16 protein-coding genes are annotated in these 15,583 nt (G+C 66.1%); 10 read left to right on the forward strand and 6 right to left on the reverse strand.

What is annotated here, in order from left to right:
- Positions 1-884, reverse strand: an 884-nt coding sequence (locus ACXJL8_RS13435) for a methyltransferase domain-containing protein (protein WP_456685098.1), incomplete at its 3' end; no start/stop codon positions are given.
- A gap of 132 nt (positions 885-1,016) precedes the next feature.
- Between ACXJL8_RS13435 and ACXJL8_RS13440 the strand changes: the two genes are divergently transcribed.
- The 5 genes from ACXJL8_RS13440 (at position 1,017) to ACXJL8_RS13460 (ending at position 6,743) form a co-directional block, all read left to right on the forward strand.
- The gene (locus ACXJL8_RS13440; protein WP_456685101.1) at positions 1,017-2,054 is read left to right on the forward strand and encodes a ligase-associated DNA damage response exonuclease; all 1,038 of its coding nucleotides are present in this window, start codon (positions 1,017-1,019) and stop codon (positions 2,052-2,054) included.
- The gene (locus ACXJL8_RS13445; protein ID WP_456685099.1) at positions 2,051-3,988 is read left to right on the forward strand and encodes an ATP-dependent DNA ligase; all 1,938 of its coding nucleotides are present in this window, start codon (positions 2,051-2,053) and stop codon (positions 3,986-3,988) included. The genes ACXJL8_RS13440 and ACXJL8_RS13445 overlap by 4 nt, the downstream gene beginning before the upstream one ends.
- A 314-nt stretch (positions 3,989-4,302) precedes the next feature.
- Positions 4,303-4,605 carry a DUF6460 domain-containing protein gene (locus ACXJL8_RS13450; RefSeq protein ID WP_456619645.1) on the forward strand — a complete coding sequence of 101 codons (303 nt, stop codon included), beginning with the start codon at positions 4,303-4,305 and terminating at the stop codon, positions 4,603-4,605.
- Positions 4,606-4,627: 22 nt separating this feature from the next.
- On the forward strand, positions 4,628-5,362 hold the full coding sequence (locus tag ACXJL8_RS13455; protein WP_456619644.1) for an MBL fold metallo-hydrolase: 735 nt from the start codon (positions 4,628-4,630) through the stop codon (positions 5,360-5,362).
- A 1-nt stretch (position 5,363) separates the two neighbouring features.
- Entirely contained in the window at positions 5,364-6,743 is a 1,380-nt protein-coding gene (locus ACXJL8_RS13460) for an MATE family efflux transporter (RefSeq protein ID WP_456619643.1), read from the forward strand.
- 95 nt (positions 6,744-6,838) lie between these two features.
- On the opposite strand, the gene ACXJL8_RS13465 is transcribed toward ACXJL8_RS13460, so the two are convergent.
- Positions 6,839-7,936, reverse strand: a complete 1,098-nt coding sequence (locus tag ACXJL8_RS13465; protein WP_456619642.1) for a quinone-dependent dihydroorotate dehydrogenase — start codon at positions 7,934-7,936, stop codon at positions 6,839-6,841.
- Positions 7,933-8,277, reverse strand: coding sequence for a DUF952 domain-containing protein (locus ACXJL8_RS13470; protein WP_456619641.1), 345 nt, complete (start codon positions 8,275-8,277; stop codon positions 7,933-7,935). The genes ACXJL8_RS13465 and ACXJL8_RS13470 overlap by 4 nt, the downstream gene beginning before the upstream one ends.
- Positions 8,278-8,507: 230 nt before the next feature.
- Here ACXJL8_RS13470 and ACXJL8_RS13475 point away from each other — a divergent pair, with 230 nt between their 5' ends.
- Both ACXJL8_RS13475 and ACXJL8_RS13480 read left to right on the forward strand, forming a co-directional pair.
- Positions 8,508-9,161, forward strand: coding sequence for a S24 family peptidase (locus ACXJL8_RS13475; RefSeq protein WP_456619640.1), 654 nt, complete (start codon positions 8,508-8,510; stop codon positions 9,159-9,161).
- A gap of 91 nt (positions 9,162-9,252) precedes the next feature.
- Positions 9,253-10,005 carry a carbonic anhydrase gene (locus tag ACXJL8_RS13480; RefSeq protein ID WP_456619639.1) on the forward strand — a complete coding sequence of 251 codons (753 nt, stop codon included), beginning with the start codon at positions 9,253-9,255 and terminating at the stop codon, positions 10,003-10,005.
- An 18-nt stretch (positions 10,006-10,023) separates the two neighbouring features.
- Here the strand turns inward: ACXJL8_RS13480 and ACXJL8_RS13485 are convergent, their stop codons facing one another.
- Both ACXJL8_RS13485 and ACXJL8_RS13490 read right to left on the reverse strand, forming a co-directional pair.
- On the reverse strand, positions 10,024-10,347 hold the full coding sequence (locus ACXJL8_RS13485) for an antibiotic biosynthesis monooxygenase family protein (RefSeq protein ID WP_456619638.1): 324 nt from the start codon (positions 10,345-10,347) through the stop codon (positions 10,024-10,026).
- Between the two features lie 136 nt (positions 10,348-10,483).
- The gene (locus ACXJL8_RS13490; protein ID WP_456619637.1) at positions 10,484-11,266 is read right to left on the reverse strand and encodes a class II aldolase/adducin family protein; all 783 of its coding nucleotides are present in this window, start codon (positions 11,264-11,266) and stop codon (positions 10,484-10,486) included.
- 200 nt (positions 11,267-11,466) lie between these two features.
- Between ACXJL8_RS13490 and ACXJL8_RS13495 the strand changes: the two genes are divergently transcribed.
- From ACXJL8_RS13495 to ACXJL8_RS13505, 3 genes are all read left to right on the forward strand, one after another.
- Positions 11,467-12,300: a helix-turn-helix domain-containing protein gene (locus tag ACXJL8_RS13495; protein WP_456685100.1), complete on the forward strand. Its 834-nt coding sequence runs from the start codon at positions 11,467-11,469 to the stop codon at positions 12,298-12,300.
- 75 nt (positions 12,301-12,375) lie between these two features.
- On the forward strand, positions 12,376-13,323 hold the full coding sequence (locus ACXJL8_RS13500; protein ID WP_456619635.1) for a 2-dehydropantoate 2-reductase: 948 nt from the start codon (positions 12,376-12,378) through the stop codon (positions 13,321-13,323).
- Positions 13,320-13,805, forward strand: coding sequence for a cupin domain-containing protein (locus ACXJL8_RS13505; RefSeq protein WP_456619634.1), 486 nt, complete (start codon positions 13,320-13,322; stop codon positions 13,803-13,805). The genes ACXJL8_RS13500 and ACXJL8_RS13505 overlap by 4 nt, the downstream gene beginning before the upstream one ends.
- Positions 13,806-13,826: 21 nt before the next feature.
- Here the strand turns inward: ACXJL8_RS13505 and ACXJL8_RS13510 are convergent, their stop codons facing one another.
- Entirely contained in the window at positions 13,827-15,470 is a 1,644-nt protein-coding gene (locus ACXJL8_RS13510) for a lysine--tRNA ligase (protein ID WP_456619633.1), read from the reverse strand.
- Positions 15,471-15,583 lie beyond the last annotated feature (113 nt).

Below are 15,583 nucleotides of genomic sequence, written 5' to 3' on the forward strand. Positions count from 1 at the left end.
GTGTTCTCGTTGCGCGGCGATGCCGGGTCCAATGTCAGGAGCTTGAATCCGGCCTTGGCCATGGCGCCGCGCACATATTCCGCGGAATGGGCATAGCGCAGGCCTTCGCCGAGAACGACGCCGCCAGCGTCATGCGTCTCCAGCGTGAAGGCGAGCACGCCGCCCGATGCAAGCACGCGCACGGCTTCGGTCAGCACCGGCGCGAGATCGGAGAGATAGACGAAGGCGTCCGCCGCCACGACAAGGTTCGCGCTCGCATCAGCCTTGCCGCGCAGGCCCTCGATCATGTCGGCGACTTCGAGCTCGGCGTAGAGCTCCGTCGCGCGTGCCTCCTTGATCATGCCGGGCGACAGATCAATGCCGGTGAAATGATCGACCTGCCTTGCGAAGGCGGCTGCCGCAAGGCCCGTGCCGCAGCCGAGATCGATGGCGCGCTTGAACAAGGCGGGCTTCTTCGCGGCGACCCGCGCGGCCAGCACCGCCTTGAAGATCAGGGACGGCGCGCGATAGCCGAGATCGTTGATCAGCACGTGCTCGAAGCGCGGCGCATATTGATCGAACAGGGCCTGCACATAGGCTTTGGGCATCTCCGTCATCTGCGCATCGCCGAGCCGTATCAGATGCAGGCCGGCGCCATGCTGATCCTCCGGATCGAACTCCCGCGATTTACGCAACGCCGCGATGGCCTTGTCGCGCTCGCCGAGCTGCTGACGGATCTCGCCGAGCGTGAACCAGGCCGAAGCGAAATTTGGGGCGAGCTCGATCGCCTGCTCCAGCAGGTCGGCAGCGGCCGGCAGATCGCCCTTGAGCTGGAGGTCGCGCGCGAACTCGAAGCGGCGGTCGGCCATGAGATCGCCGGAAGAGTGGAAAAGGCGCAGGGGCATCGGACTCGGCTCGTCATTGCCGGGCTTGACCCGGCAATCCATCAAAAAAGGAACTTTTTAAGTGGATGGATGCGCGGGTCAAGCCCGCGCATGACGGGTTAATTTGGGGTGGGCGCTGCCTATATGACGCACATGCGTCCGCAAGACATCCTGCTGCCAACTGCTGACGGCCTGTGCTGCAAGCCCGGCGGCTTCCATATCGATCCTGTGCGCCCGGTCGAGCGGGCGGTGATCACCCACGGCCATTCCGACCACGCCCGTGCCGGCCATGGCGCGGTGCTGGCGACGCAGGAAACGCTGGACATGATGCGGCTGCGCTATGGCGAGGATTTCGCCGGATCGACGCAAGCCATCCGCTATGGCGAGGAGATCCGGCTTGGCGATGTCAGCGTGAAATTCCACCCGGCCGGCCATGTCCTGGGCTCGGCGCAGATCGCGGTGACATGCAAGGACACCTGCATCGTCGCCTCCGGCGACTACAAGGACGCGCGAGATCCGACCTGCACGCCGTTCGAGCTCGTGCCCTGCGACGTCTTCATCACCGAGGCAACGTTCGGCCTGCCGGTATTTCGCCACGGCGATGCGGCCGACGAGGTGAGGAAGCTGCTGGCCTCGGTCGCATTGTTTCCGGAGCGCGCGCATCTCGTCGGCGCCTACTCGCTCGGCAAGGCCCAGCGCGTGATCGCGCTGCTGCGGCAGGCCGGCTATGACGCGCCGATCTATCTGCATGGCGCGATGGAGAAGATCACCGAGTACTATCAAAGCCGCGGCATCGCGCTCGGCGAGCTCAGGCCGGTGATTGGCGTGAAGAAGCCGGGGCTCGCCGGCACCATCACCCTGGCGCCGCCCTCGGCAACGTCCGATCTCTGGACACGCCGTTTTCCCGATCCCGTTACCGCCTTTGCGTCGGGGTGGATGCGCGTGCGCGCCCGCGCGCGGCAGCGCGGCGTCGAATTGCCGCTCGTGATCTCCGATCACGCCGACTGGGACGGCCYCACCGCCACGATCACCGCGACCGGCGCCGGCGAGATCTGGGTCACGCACGGCCAGGAAGACGCGCTGGTGCATTGGTGCAAGTCGCAGGGTTTGCGGGCGCAGCCGCTCGATCTCGTCGGCTATGGCGACGAGGGGGAGAGCGAGTCGCCACTCACTGATGAGGCCGAAGCATGAATCGCTTCGCCGAACTGCTGGACCGCCTCGCCTACGAGCCCGGCCGCAACAACAAGCTGCGGCTGATCACCGGCTACTTTCGCGAGGTCGGCGATCCCGACCGCGGCTATGCGCTGGCCGCGCTGACCGGCGCACTCAGCTTCAAGCACGCCAAGCCGGCACTGATCCGCGATCTGATCGCGGCGCGCACGGATGAGGTGTTGTTCGGGCTGAGTTACGACTACGTCGGCGATCTCTCGGAAACGGTGGCGCTGATGTGGCCGAAGCAGGTGCTCGGTAACGACGAATCTTTTCCGGGCCACCCCTCTCCCCCGCCCTCCCCCACATCCGCCTTCGCTAAAGCTTCGGCGGACAAAAGGGGGGAGGGAATGCAACAGAGTTCGGAGCAGTCGACAAGCAAGACGTCGGCAAACGCGAGCGAACCATTTTTGCATGAGGGACGCACTCCCTCCCCCCTCTTGTCCGCCGTAGCTCGAAGAGCGAAGGCGGATGTGGGGGAGGGTCAGGGAGGGGGGTACTCCGGGCGAGATGTCAGCGATGCACTCCACGCCCGCAACCACAACAACCCGCCTCCCCCAACCCTCACCGAGGTCGTCACCACGCTCCGCACCCTCGGCAAGACCGAGCTGCCGAAGCAGCTCGAACGCTGGCTCGACGAGCTCGACGAGACTGGCCGCTGGGCGCTTCTGAAGCTCGTCACCGGCGCGCTGCGGATCGGCATCTCCGCACGGCTGGCAAAGACCGCCGCGGCGGCGCTCGGCGACAAGGATCCGCACGAGGTCGAGCTGATCTGGCCCGGGCTCGCGCCGCCCTATCTCGACCTGTTCGCCTGGCTGGRGGGCCGCGGCGACAAGCCGGTCAATCGCGACCCCGCGCCGTTCCGCCCCGTGATGCTGGCGCATGCGATCGAGGATACGGATTTCGCCGCGCTCGATCCCGCCGACTACATCGCCGAATGGAAATGGGACGGCATCCGCGTGCAGGCGGTGGCAGGCCGCGACGACCGCGGCCACATCACGGCGCGACTCTATTCGCGCACCGGCGAGGACATCACGGGAAGCTTTCCGGACCTGGTGCCGTCGCTGCGCCTGCCAGGTGCGATCGACGGCGAGCTTCTGATCCTGCGCGAGGGCCGCGTGCAGAGCTTCAACGTCCTTCAGCAGAGGCTCAATCGCAAGGTCGTCTCGCCAAAGCTGATCAAGGAGTTTCCGATTCACCTCCGCGCCTATGACCTGCTCGGCGACGACGAGAACGATCTGCGCGAGCTGCCTTTCGCGGAACGGCGCGGACGGTTGGAAACCTTCATCGGGACGCTCGACGATCCGCGCATCGACCTGTCGCCCACGGTGCCGTTCGCAAGCTGGGAGGCGTTGACCGCCGCGCGCGCCGATCCTGCGAGTGCCGGCGCCGGCGAGGACGCGGACGCCGTCGAGGGCGTGATGCTGAAGCGGCGCGATGCGCCCTATCTGCCGGGACGGCCGAAGGGGCAATGGTGGAAGTGGAAGCGCGATCCCCACATCATCGACGCCGTGCTGATGTATGCGCAGCGCGGTCACGGCAAGCGCTCGTCCTATTATTCCGACTACACGTTCGGCGTCTGGACCGCAGGCGCGGACAGCGACGAGCTGGTGCCGGTCGGAAAGGCCTATTTTGGCTTCACCGACGAGGAGCTGCTCCAGATCGACCGCTTCGTCCGCAACAACACCACGGAGAAATTCGGGCCCGTGCGTCATGTCGTGCACGAGCCCGACAAGGGGCTGGTGCTGGAGGTGGCATTTGAAGGTCTCCAGCGCTCACCACGGCACAAATCCGGCGTCGCCATGCGCTTCCCCCGCATCAGCCGGTTGCGCTGGGACAAGCCGCCGCGGGAGGCCGACCGGCTGGAAACGCTGGAAAAGATGCTGAAGGCGGAGGCGGCGGAGGTTGAGGCTTGAAGTGTGCAGCGATGAGCCCCGACTAACGCCTGGGCGGAGGTGCGCCCCCTCTCCCGCTTGCGGGAGAGGGTTGGGGAGAGGGTGCCTCCACTGTGGGATTCCCCCAGAGGAGAGAGCCCTCACCCGACGCTTCGCGTCGACCTCTCCCGCGAGCGGGAGAGGTTTAGGAGCCCGCGGCGGGCAGCACACCCAAATTATAGCTCTGGCGCTTGTCCGAATTAAAATGCGGTAAGCTGATTGACGCCCCGTTGCGGGTTCCCCATGTGCCTCGCCGTGCCCTATAATGGGGTCGAATCCGCCCAAGGAGTTTCCAGATGGTCCAAGACGTCAGAGATTTGCCGGCCGGCCGCAGTGACGGCCTGAACCGCTTTCTCGGCGGCTCGCCGCTGGCGGTCGCGTTTCGCCTGGTCCTGCTCTCTGTCCTGGTCGGCGTCGTGCTGGCGGCGATCGGCTTCGACCCCTGGAACATCCTCTACAGCATTCGCCTCTTGTTCCAGCGTCTCTGGGATCTCGGCTTCGACACCATCAACTGGCTGTGGCGCTATTTCCTGCTCGGCGCGGTCATCGTGGTCCCGGTCTGGCTGTTGATGCGCGTCTTCGGCGCGCCGCGCCGCTAAGACCCTTACGGAGTCGCAGCCGATGCAATTGCGCTTTGTCGGCTGCGGCGACGCCTTCGGTTCGGGCGGCAGGTTCAACACCTGCTTCCACGTTGCGGGCCGCGAGAGCAACTTCCTGATCGATTGCGGCGCCTCGTCGCTGCCGGCCCTGAAGCGGCTTGAGATCGAGCTCGACGCGATCGACCTGATCCTGATCACGCATTTCCATGGCGAACATTTTGCCGGGCTGCCGTTCTTCCTGATCGAGGCGCAATTTTCGCGGCGAACGCGGCCGCTGACGATCGCCGGCCCACAAGGCATCGAGACACGGCTCGCGCAGGTGATGGAGGCGCTGTTCGAGCACTCCACCAAACGGAAGCGGGGTTTTGATCTCTCCGTCGTCGAACTCGCACCCGGGCAAAGTCAAGACTTCGGCGCGGTGACGGTGACGCCCTATCCGGTCGTGCACGGCGAATCCGGCGGGCCCTTCCTCGCCTACCGCGTCGAGGCCGAAGGCCGCACGCTCGCCTACAGCGCCGATACCGAATGGACGGAGACGCTCATTCCGCTGGCGCATGGCGCGGACCTTTTCATCGCGGAAGCCTATATGTACGAGAAGGTGGTCAAGAACCATCTCAGCCTGAAGACCTTGGAACAGCATCTTCCCGCGATCGGCGCAAAACGCCTCGTCCTCACCCATATGAGCGACGATGTGCTGTCGCGCCTCGACGACATCGCCCATCTCCCCGCCGAAGACGGCATGGTGCTCGTGTTCTGACATGCACGCGCCCGTTCATCCCAAGGTCGGCTCCCGCCAGGTGTTCGCCATCGCGGGTCCGGCGATGGTCGCGAACCTCACCACGCCGCTGATCGGCGTGGTCTCGACCACGGCGATCGGACGACTGGACGATGCCGCGCTGCTCGGCGGCGTCGCGATGGCGTCGGTGATCTTCGACTGCCTGTTCTGGCTGTTCGGCTTCCTGCGCATGAGCACGCTCGCCTTCACCGCGCAGGCGCTCGGCGCGGGCGAGACGCGCGAATTGACTGCGATCCTGGTGCGCGGCTTCATCGTCGCGGGCCTGATCGGGGCCGCGCTGATCGCGCTGCAACTGCCGCTGACCGTGGCGCTATTCGACCTGATGGGCGGCAGCGAGGGCGTAACGCGCGCCGCAAAGACCTATTTCATGATCCGGATCTGGTCGTCGCCGTTCGCCTTCGCCAACTACGTCATCCTCGGCTGGCTGGTGGGACAAGCCCGCGCCAATCCGGCGCTCGCGCTCCAGGTCGTGATCAACCTCATCAACACGGCAGCGACCCTGGTGCTGGTGCTGGTCTACGACACCGGCATCGCGGGCGCGGCGATGGCCGCACTGCTGTCGGAGACGGTCGGTTTCGTGCTCGGCGTGATCGTCTGCCGGCGCCATGCGGATGGCGGCTTTGCCGTTGCCCGCGCGCGCCTGTTCGACCGTGGGAAACTGATGCGCATGCTGGCGGTGAACTCCGACATCATGATCCGCACCGCGGCGCTGATCGCGGTATTCCTGTTCTTCACCGCCAAGGGCGCGCGCGCCGGCGACGTCACGCTGGCCGCGAATTCCGTGCTCAACAATTTCCTGCTGGTCAGCGCCTTCTTCCTCGACGGCCTTGCCAACGCGGCACAGCAGCTCTGCGGCCGCACCTTTGGCGCGCGCGACGCGAAAGGCTTTGCGGATTCGACCCGGCTGGTGCTGCTGTGGGGGCTCGGCTTCGCGCTGGTGGTTGCTGTGCTGTTCGCGCTGTTCGGCCCGAACATCATCAACTTCATGACCGCGAGCGAGGATGTCCGCCGCGCCGCGCGCGAGTTCCTGCCGTTCATCGTGCTCGCGCCGGTGCCGGGCGTGTTCGCCTTCGGCTTCGACGGCATCTATGTCGGCGCCACCTGGGCGCGCGAGATGCGCAATCTGATGCTGGCCTCGCTCGCGATCTTCCTCGCCACCTGGTGGGCGCTGCAATCGTTCGGCAATGCCGGGCTGTGGGTCGCGCTGATCGCGTTCTACGTCGCACGCGGCGGCTTGCAGGGCGCGCGCTATCCGGCGCTGTATGGGGCGACGTTCTCTTCTCCCTCGCCCCGCTTGCGGGGAGAGGGTCGGGGTGAGGGGGAGCCTCCGCAGGGACGGTGAGAGTTGGACTCGCGGAGACTCCCCTCACCCGGAATTTGCTCTCGCAAATTCCGGCCTCTCCCCGCACGCGGGGAGAAGCGAAGGGCAGCGCGGGCTTATAGCCCCGGCCAGTCTTCCGCCGTCAGCGTCGCCGCATCGGCGCCGACGATCTCGGACAGCGAATCCCGCCCCGTCCGCAGCATCGTCGAGGTGAGGTCGCGCTTGATCTCGTCGACGAGACCGAGGCCCTTGTAGACCAGCGACGAATAAAGCTGGATCAGGCTGGCGCCGGCGCGGATTTTCGTCAGCGCGGCGCCGCCGGAATCGACGCCGCCGACGCCGATCAGCGGGAAGGCGCCCTCGACCCGAACATAGGTCTCCGCGACCATGCGCGTCGACAGGCGGAACAGCGGCCGGCCGGACAGGCCGCCCTGCTCCTTCGCGCGCGTCGCCTCGCGCAGCGTGCTCGGCCGCGCGATGGTGGTGTTGGAGACGATCATGCCGTCGACCCGGCGCGAGCGCGCGACCTGCACGATGTCGTCGAGCTGGGCGAGGCTTAAGTCAGGCGCGATCTTCAGCAGCACCGGGGTGTCGCCGGCCTTCTGGCGTACCCGCTCGCGCGCATCGATCACTTTTGCCAGGAGCTCGTCGAGCAGCGCGCCCTCCTGGAGGTTGCGCAGGCCGGGCGTGTTGGGCGAGGAGACGTTGACGGTGAAATAGCTCGCGACCGGCGCGAAGGTCTCGATCAGCTTGACGTAGTCGGCGACGCGGTCGGGCGAATCCTTGTTGGCGCCGACATTGACGCCGACGATGCCGCCGTGCTGCGCGCGCGCGGCGAGCCGCCGAAGGGCTGTCTCCGCGCCGTCATTGTTGAAGCCCATGCGGTTGATGACGGCCTCGTCGCGCTCGAGCCGAAACAGCCGCGGCCGCGGATTGCCGCTCTGCGGCTTCGGCGTCACCGAGCCGATCTCGACGAAGCCGAAGCCGAGCCGCAACAGCGCATCCGGCACCTCCGCGCTCTTGTCGAAGCCCGCCGCCATGCCGATCGGATTGGGAAAGTTGAGCCCGAACGCGCGCACCGCGAGCTTGGGATCGTCGGGCCGCGGCTTACCGGGCGGCAGGAAGCGCAAGCCCTGGATCGCGAGCCGATGCGCGTCCTCCGGGTCGAGCCAGCGCAGCACCGGCAGTGAAAAGGCGTCGAAGGCGCGGATCACGGCAACAGCTCCGGAATGTCGTGGCCGCCGTCGGAGCGCACGTTGAGGTTCGTCACCGAAATCACCGCGCCGAGATCGAGCTCACCGTAGAGATGCGGAAACAGCTCGTCATTGCGCGAGCGCTCCCAGCGCAAGCCGGCTCCGAGCGCCTCATCGTCGACCTCGACCAGGAACAGTGCCCGCTGGCCGAAGAAATGCTTGCGCAAGGTCTCGGGAACCTGGGCAGCGGTCGAGAGATGGATGAAACCGTCGCGCGCGTCGTCCGCGCTGCCCCGGTAGACGCCGTCGCGTTCGGCCTCGCGCCAGGCCGAGGCCGGGCAGATTTTGTAGATCTTGACCACCGCTTGCGGAGCCCTGTTTGCCCGTTGAGACAGCTCGTTGAGTCAGCTCATTGAGTCAGCTCGTTGAGTCTCTTGGGGTTTTTCGTTTCTCACGGGTCTTTAAAGCCCGGGCGCGACCGTAATCGTCGCACCTCGCGAACTCAAGACTTAGCCGCTGCCCCTTGCACGAAAAACGGAAAACCGGTTGATTTGAGGACAGTTTTCCTGAGTTGCGACGGGCTGGACCTCCCATGGTCAGGCAGGCCAAAGCGCAGAGGATGCTAACCCACGATCAGATCTGGGTCGCGCTGGATCGACTGGCGGCGCGCGCCGGCCTGTCGCCGTCCGGGCTTGCCAAGCGCGCCGGGCTCGACCCGACCACCTTCAACAGATCCAAGCGCGTCACCTCCGACGGCCGCGAGCGCTGGCCCTCGACCGAATCGATCGCGAAGGCGCTCGCTGCGGCCGGCTCGTCGATCGACACCTTCGTGAAGCTGATCGACGACGACGCGGGCGACGGCCGATCGGTGCCGCTGCTGAGCTTCGCGCAGGCCGGCGCCAGCGGCTATTTCGACGACCTCGGCTTCCCCTCCGGCAAGGGCTGGGACAAGGTTGCGCCGCCGCTGGCCGGTGACGGTCACATCTTTGCGCTGGAGATTTCCGACGACACCCTGCAACCCGCCTATCGCGACGGCGACATCATCCTGGTCTCGCCGGGCGCGGCGATCCGCAAGGGCGACCGCGTGGTGGTGAAGACCAGAACGGGCGAACTCATGGTGAAGATGCTGAAACGCCGCACGGCGATGGGGCTGGAGTTGCGGTCGCTCGACGCGACGCAGGCCGAGCGCACGATGGCCGTCGGCGAGGTCGCGTGGGTCGCCAGGATCGTGTGGGCGAGCCAGTAGGTTCGGCGCGCGATTGCCGTTGCGACTCACCGCGCCCCTCGCCTAGGTTGCGCGGAATTCGCGCAACCTAATTCATTCCTGGGGGAATATGATGAATCGCCGTCACGCCTTGAAGGCGCTTGCGGGTCTCGCCCTTTGTCCGCTGTGCAAGCCGGCGTTCGCGGCCGAAGGCGCGCATTGGAGCTATGAGGGCGCCGGCGGCCCGGCCAAATGGGGCGACATCGATGCGGCCAACAAGGCCTGCGCGGTCGGCCTGCAACAGTCGCCGATCGACATCGACGGAGCGATCAAGTCGCAATTGCCCTCGCTGAAGCTGAACTGGGCCAGGAGCGCCGACACCATCGTCAATAACGGGCACACGATCCAGCTCAACTTCGCCGAGGGCAGCACGCTGGCGCTCGGCGACGTCAAGTACAAGCTGCTGCAAGTGCACTTCCACCGGCCGAGCGAGCACATGATCGCGGGCAAGAATTTTCCGATGGAGGCGCATTTCGTCCACCGTGCCGACTCCGGCGGGCTCGCCGTGGTCGGCGTGCTGATGGCCGAGGGCAAGCCGAACGCGACTTTCAGCCAGATCATCAAGACCATGCCGGCCACGGAAGGGACCACGGTGAAGGCCGACAGCAACATCCATCCCGGCGCCATGCTGCCGCAGAAGCTCAGCTACTTCCGCTATCCCGGCTCGCTGACCACGCCGCCGTGCTCGGAGGTGGTCGAATGGCTGCTGCTGACCGACCCGATCCAGGTCGCGAGCGCCGATATCGCCGCGTTCGCGAAGCTCTATCCCATGAACGCGCGGCCGGTGCAGAAGGACAACCGCCGTTACGTGCTGCGCTCGACCTGATCGCGGAGCCTTGAGGTTTCAGCGGTCATTCCGGACGTCGACGACGACCTCATAGTTGGCGGCCGTCGTATCGAAGGTCGTCAACATGCTTCGCGCGTCGGGATCGACGATGGCCTTGTCGGGATCGGGCCCCGTGAAGGCGCGGATGCTGTCGAGGCTCTGCCACAGCGTCAGCGCCAGCGCCAGCACTTCGGCGCCCCCCTCCACCTCGCGCCGCAACAGCGAGGCGCCGGAGAAGCCATTGATCGCCTTGAGATGCGGCACGACCATGGCCGCGAAATGATGCTGATAGGTGGCGGCGTTATCGCGCGTCGCCGTCGCACGCCAGATGCGGGCGATCATCTCTACTCTCCGAAGTCTGCAAGATTCTGTTCCGAGGCGTGCGCCGGCATCCTTCGCGGAGTATCGGGGAAGACGATGCAAGCCGTATTGGCCGAAACTGCCGTCGCCCCGCCTCAGGCGGAACGACGACCACGGCTCAGGTCGCGTAATCCGGCTCCTTGCGGTCCAGCATGCGCTTCAGGGCCGCAAAGTGCCGCTGCGCCGGCGTCGGGCCGTTGTAGAGATGATCGTCCATGTAGTCGCGCCGGGTCTTCTCGACCACGGGCGTCGGCAGTTGCTTGAGCGGCTGGCCGGTCCACATCGCGTAGATCTGCACCTGCGCGGCACGCTCGACGTAATAGAGCTTGTCGTAGGCATCCGCGACGCTTGCGCCGACGGTGGAGATGCCGTGATTGGCCATGAACAGCACGGTCTTGTCGCCGATCACCCGTGCCAGTCGTGCGCCTTCGGCCGGATCGAGCGCCGGGCCGGCATATTCGTCGTCATAGGCAATCGCGCCGGAGAGACCGACCTCGGTCTGGCCGATCTCCTTGATGCGCGGATCTTCCAGGCGCGTCAGCGCGCTGGCATAGGGCATGTGGGTGTGGAACACCGCCTTGGCCTGCGGCAGCGCCTTGTGGATCGGCGCGTGGATGCAATAGCAGGAGCGCTCGACCTCGCCCTCGCCGCGCTTGACCTCGGCATCGTCGATCCCGACTTCCATGAAGCAGGAGGCGGTGACCTCCGACCAATGGGTGCCGAACGGGATCTGGTAATAGCGATCGCTGCGTCCGGGCACCACGAAGGTCAGATGATTGAAGATGCCCTCGCTGAAACCTTGCATGAAGGCCAGCCGGTGCGCGGCGGCGAGATCGACCCGCGCCTGCCACTCCTCGGCACCATAGTCTGCAAGCGCTTTGGGCTCGACCCTGAACTGCATGGTATCCTCCCCTGTGATGTGCGCAGCGTTCCGGTTGCGCGTTGCAACCGGCTGCCTTGCTTGTCTTCCAACCCCCATGCTAGCGCAATCTGCAGTCGTATTGGCCGTAATTGCCGCAACGCTCCCATCCGGTTTTTGCGCTTCGCGCAGGGACGGCCATGGCGTCAGGATGAGCGAAAGACACGGGACGCGAGCTTGCGATGGCGCGACGGGACACCGGGAACCACACGAGCTACTGGCAAAGCCGGCGGATCGCCGGCATGAGCCTGCTGCGCGCCGATTTCCGCCGCCACGACTACGGCACTCACAGCCATGATGCGTTCGTGATCGCGGTGACCGAGGCCGGCGGCGCCGAAATCCGCAACCGGAACATGGCGCAGAAGGTCGGCCCGGCCACGCTGTTCATTTCCAATCCGGAGGATCGGCAGTCGGCGCGCATGGGCGACAGCGACCACTGGCGCTATCGCGCCTTCTATCTGGCGCGGCCGGCGATCGACGGTCTCGCCCGGCGCTTCGGCGTCGACACCATGCCTCATTTCCTGGAGAGCATGCTCGACGATGGCGACCTGATCGAGCGGTTCGGCCGCCTGCACCGGGTGCTCGAAACCGAGCAGGACGGCCTCCTCGCCGACGAGCTCGTCATCGATGCCTTCGCCCGGCTGTTCGAGCGCCATGGCAGCGGCAGCCACCGCCGCAATGTCCCCGCGGGACGGGACGCCGTCGCGATGCGGCTGATCGAGCTGATGCGGGAGCGCCACGCCGAAAACCTGAGCCTGGACGACCTCGCCCGCTTTGCCGGCCTTACCAGCTTCCAGTTGATCGGCCTGTTCAAGCGCGCGGTCGGGCTGACGCCGCACGCCTATCTCGTTCACATCAGGCTCAACGCCGCCTGCCGCCTTCTCAGGCGAGGCCATTYGCTGGCGGACAGCGCGCTGGCGGCGGGCTTCTGCGACCAGGCGGCGCTCAACAAGCATTTCAGGCGCTGCTACGGCATCACTCCATTGCAATATGCGCAGGCCACGCGGGCCGGCTGAACCGCGGCGCGCCGCAATTTCRGCCAATACTGACGCCGAATACGGACCCTACAGCGATCCCCGGAGGTTTTGTCGATGTCCCTGAGCGATCACGCCGCCACGTCCGCACGCCGCCGCATTGCCGTGGTCGGCCTCGGCAGCATCGGCGGCGTCATTGCCGGCTCACTCGATGCGGCGGGCCGGCACCACGTCACCGCCTGCGTGAGACGCCGGATCGAGCGGCTGGTCGTCGACCGGCCCGACCGCACCATCGAGGCGCGGCCTCATGTCCTGACCGATCCGTCGCAGGCCGAGATCCATGACTGGGTGCTGTTGTGCACCAAGGCGCAGGACACCGCGGCGAGCGCGCCCTGGCTGCAACGGCTTTGCGGTCCCGCCACCCGCGTCGCGGTCTTGCAGAACGGCATCGGACATGCGGAACGGCTGGCGCCGTTTGTCGGGCCCGCCACCGTGGTGCCGACCATCGTCTATTACAATGGCGAGCGGCTGGCGCCCGACCGCGTCCGCTACCGCCGCGCCAGCGACTACGATTTTGCGGTCGGCGACGATTCCGGCGGACGCGCCTTCGTGGACCTGCTCGAAGGCACGGCGATGCAGATCCTGGTCAGCCCCGACTTCAAGACCATCGCCTGGCGCAAGCTGATGCTCAACGCCGTGGCCAATCCGATCACCGCGCTCACCCTCCAGCGCCAGGGCGTGTTCCGGCGCGAGGACATGGGCCTGCTGGTGCTCTCCGCCCTCGAAGAGGCCGCTGCGGTCGCACGTGCCGACGGCGCGCGCCTCGCGGACGACGAGGCGACAAAACTGCAGTCGATGCTGCTGACCTTCCCCGCCGACGCCGGCACCTCGATGTATTTCGACCGGCTGGCGGGACGCGCCCCCGAGGTCGACGCTCTGACCGGCGCCGTGGTCGCGGCCGGCGAGCGCCATCAGATCGCAACGCCGATCTGCCGCATGCTGCTGACCCTGATGCGCGCCGCCGACGCCGTGCCGATCACCGACCTGACCGGGACAGCGCAATGACCCCACCGTCCAGACTGACGCTCCCGGCATTCGATCCGGACGACGTGAGCGAGAGCAATTTTACCAGCTATCCGGCTGTGCACCGCGCCGCCAACCAGATGCGCTACAATCGCCGGCTCGGCGATCACGCCGGCCTGACGAATTTCGGCGTCAACCTGACCCGGATCATTCCAGGCGGCCAATCCTCGTTCCGCCATGCGCATTCGCGTCAGGACGAATTCGTCTTCGTGCTCGAAGGTGAGGTGGTGCTCGAGACCAATGGCGGCGCGCAGGTATTGACGGCAGGAATGTGCGCCGGCTTTCCCGCCGGCAGCGGCGACGCACACCGCTTCGTCAACCGAACGGCGCGGGACGCAAGGCTGCTCGTGATCGGCGACCGCACACCGGACGACGCGATCAGCTATCCCGACGTCGATATGCACGCCGTGCTCGGGCCGGATGGCGTCTACAAATTCACGACCAAGGCGGGCGAGCCACTGTAGCCTCGCTCGCCCATCCCGGGATCACGCACTCCGCGCCAGCGCACCGTCGATCATGTTGATCGCGTTCTGGACGCCGTAGACGGCGACAAAGGAGCCGAAGCGCGGGCCCTTCTCCTGGCCGAGCAGGACCTGGTAGAGCATGTTGAACCAATCGAGCGTGACGCCGGGGCGGCCGTCCTTGCCCTTCTTGACCTGGTCGAGAAACGGCTCGCGGCGGCCGATCTCGTAGACGACGTTCTGGATGTCCTCTGGCGTTGCCTCCTGCGGCAGCTGCGACAGCGCATCGCGCAGATCCTGCAACGCGGCGCGCTCGATCTCGGTCGGCTCGCGGAACTGCTTCGTCGGCGCCACGAAGTCGCGATAATAATTGATGGCGTAGCCGACCATCGCATCTAACTTCGGATGCGTCTGCGGCGACACGCCGGGGCGGTAGCGGCCAATGAAGCCCCACAACGTTTCGGCATTTTCCGCATTCGACGACGACACCAGCGTCAGCAGCAGCTGGAACGTGACGGGCATGTCGCCCTTCGGCGGATGGCCGCTGTGGATGTGCCAGACCGGATTGCCGAGCTGCTGCTTGCCATCCTGCTTGGCAAACCCGTCGATGAACTGCTGATAGTCGTCGACATTGCGCGGGATAACGTCGAAATACAGCCGCTTCGCCGCCTTCGGCTCGCGGTACATGAACAGCGACAGCGATTCCGGCGAGGCGTAGCGCAGCCATTCGTCGATGGTGAGGCCGTTGCCCTTCGACTTCGAGATCTTCTGGCCCTTCTCGTCGAGGAAGAGCTCGTAGTTGAAGCCTTCGGGCGGCGTGGCACCGAGCGCCTTGGCAATCGCGCCTGACAGCTTCACCGAATCGATCAGGTCCTTGCCGGCCATTTCATAGTCGACGCCGAGTGCGACCCAGCGCATCGCCCAGTCGGCCTTCCACTGGCACTTGACGTTGCCGCCGGTGACGGGCGTCTCGACCTCTTCGCCGCTGTCGGGATCGACATAGGTTATCGTGCCGGCGGCGACGTCGCGGCGGATCATCGGCACCTGGAGCACGACACCGGTGGTCTTGCTGATGGGGAGGAACGGCGAATAGGTGGCGCGGCGATCGGGCCCGAGCGTCGGCAGGATGATCGCCATGACCTGGTCATAGGCGGCGAGCATCTTCAGCAGCGTCGCGTCGAAGCGGCCTGACTTGTAATAGTCGGTCGAGCTCGCGAACTCGTAGTCGAAGCCGAAATGATCGAGGAAGGCGCGCAGGCGCGCGTTGTTGGCGGCGCCGAACGAGGGATATTCGTTCGAGAACGGATCCGGCACGGCGGTGAGCGGCCGCCCCAGATATTGCGCCAGCAGATCCTTGTTCGGCACGTTGTCCGGCACCTTGCGGAAGCCGTCCATGTCGTCGGAGAAGGCAAGCAGGCGCGTCCTGATCTTGTCCTCGGTCAGCACGCGGAAGGCATGGCGCACCATCGAGGTGCGCGCGACCTCGCCGAACGTGCCGATATGCGGCAGGCCGGACGGGCCGTAGCCGGTCTCGAACAGCACCTCGTCCTTGGGCGCTTTCTTCAGCCGCGCGACAATCGCCTTCGCCTGCTCGAACGGCCAGGCGCTGGATTGTTCGGCGAGCGCACGCAGGTCGCTCGGGTTCGCGGCAAGATCGATAACGGACATTGAGGAGCCTCCGGGCCGCGGAAAATAGCGATTTCCCGGCAGAATGCAAAAATGGTCTTGATCGTCATTCCGGGGCACGCGCGTCAGCGTGTGAACCCGGAATCTCGCGCCAC

The organism is Bradyrhizobium sp. P5_C11_2 (assembly GCF_054049755.1).

Bases quoted from the DNA above. Each gene is read 5' to 3' on its own strand.
- ACXJL8_RS13450 (WP_456619645.1), top strand. From the start codon at position 4,303: ATGGTCCAAGACGTCAGAGATTTGCCGGCCGGCCGCAGTGACGGCCTG.
- ACXJL8_RS13455 (WP_456619644.1), top strand. From the start codon at position 4,628: ATGCAATTGCGCTTTGTCGGCTGCGGCGACGCCTTCGGTTCGGGCGGC.
- ACXJL8_RS13460 (WP_456619643.1), top strand. From the start codon at position 5,364: ATGCACGCGCCCGTTCATCCCAAGGTCGGCTCCCGCCAGGTGTTCGCC.
- ACXJL8_RS13475 (WP_456619640.1), top strand. From the start codon at position 8,508: ATGGTCAGGCAGGCCAAAGCGCAGAGGATGCTAACCCACGATCAGATC.
- ACXJL8_RS13480 (WP_456619639.1), top strand. From the start codon at position 9,253: ATGAATCGCCGTCACGCCTTGAAGGCGCTTGCGGGTCTCGCCCTTTGT.
- ACXJL8_RS13485 (WP_456619638.1), bottom strand. From the start codon at position 10,347: ATGATCGCCCGCATCTGGCGTGCGACGGCGACGCGCGATAACGCCGCC.
- ACXJL8_RS13490 (WP_456619637.1), bottom strand. From the start codon at position 11,266: ATGCAGTTCAGGGTCGAGCCCAAAGCGCTTGCAGACTATGGTGCCGAG.
- ACXJL8_RS13500 (WP_456619635.1), top strand. From the start codon at position 12,376: ATGTCCCTGAGCGATCACGCCGCCACGTCCGCACGCCGCCGCATTGCC.
- ACXJL8_RS13505 (WP_456619634.1), top strand. From the start codon at position 13,320: ATGACCCCACCGTCCAGACTGACGCTCCCGGCATTCGATCCGGACGAC.
- ACXJL8_RS13510 (WP_456619633.1), bottom strand. From the start codon at position 15,470: ATGTCCGTTATCGATCTTGCCGCGAACCCGAGCGACCTGCGTGCGCTC.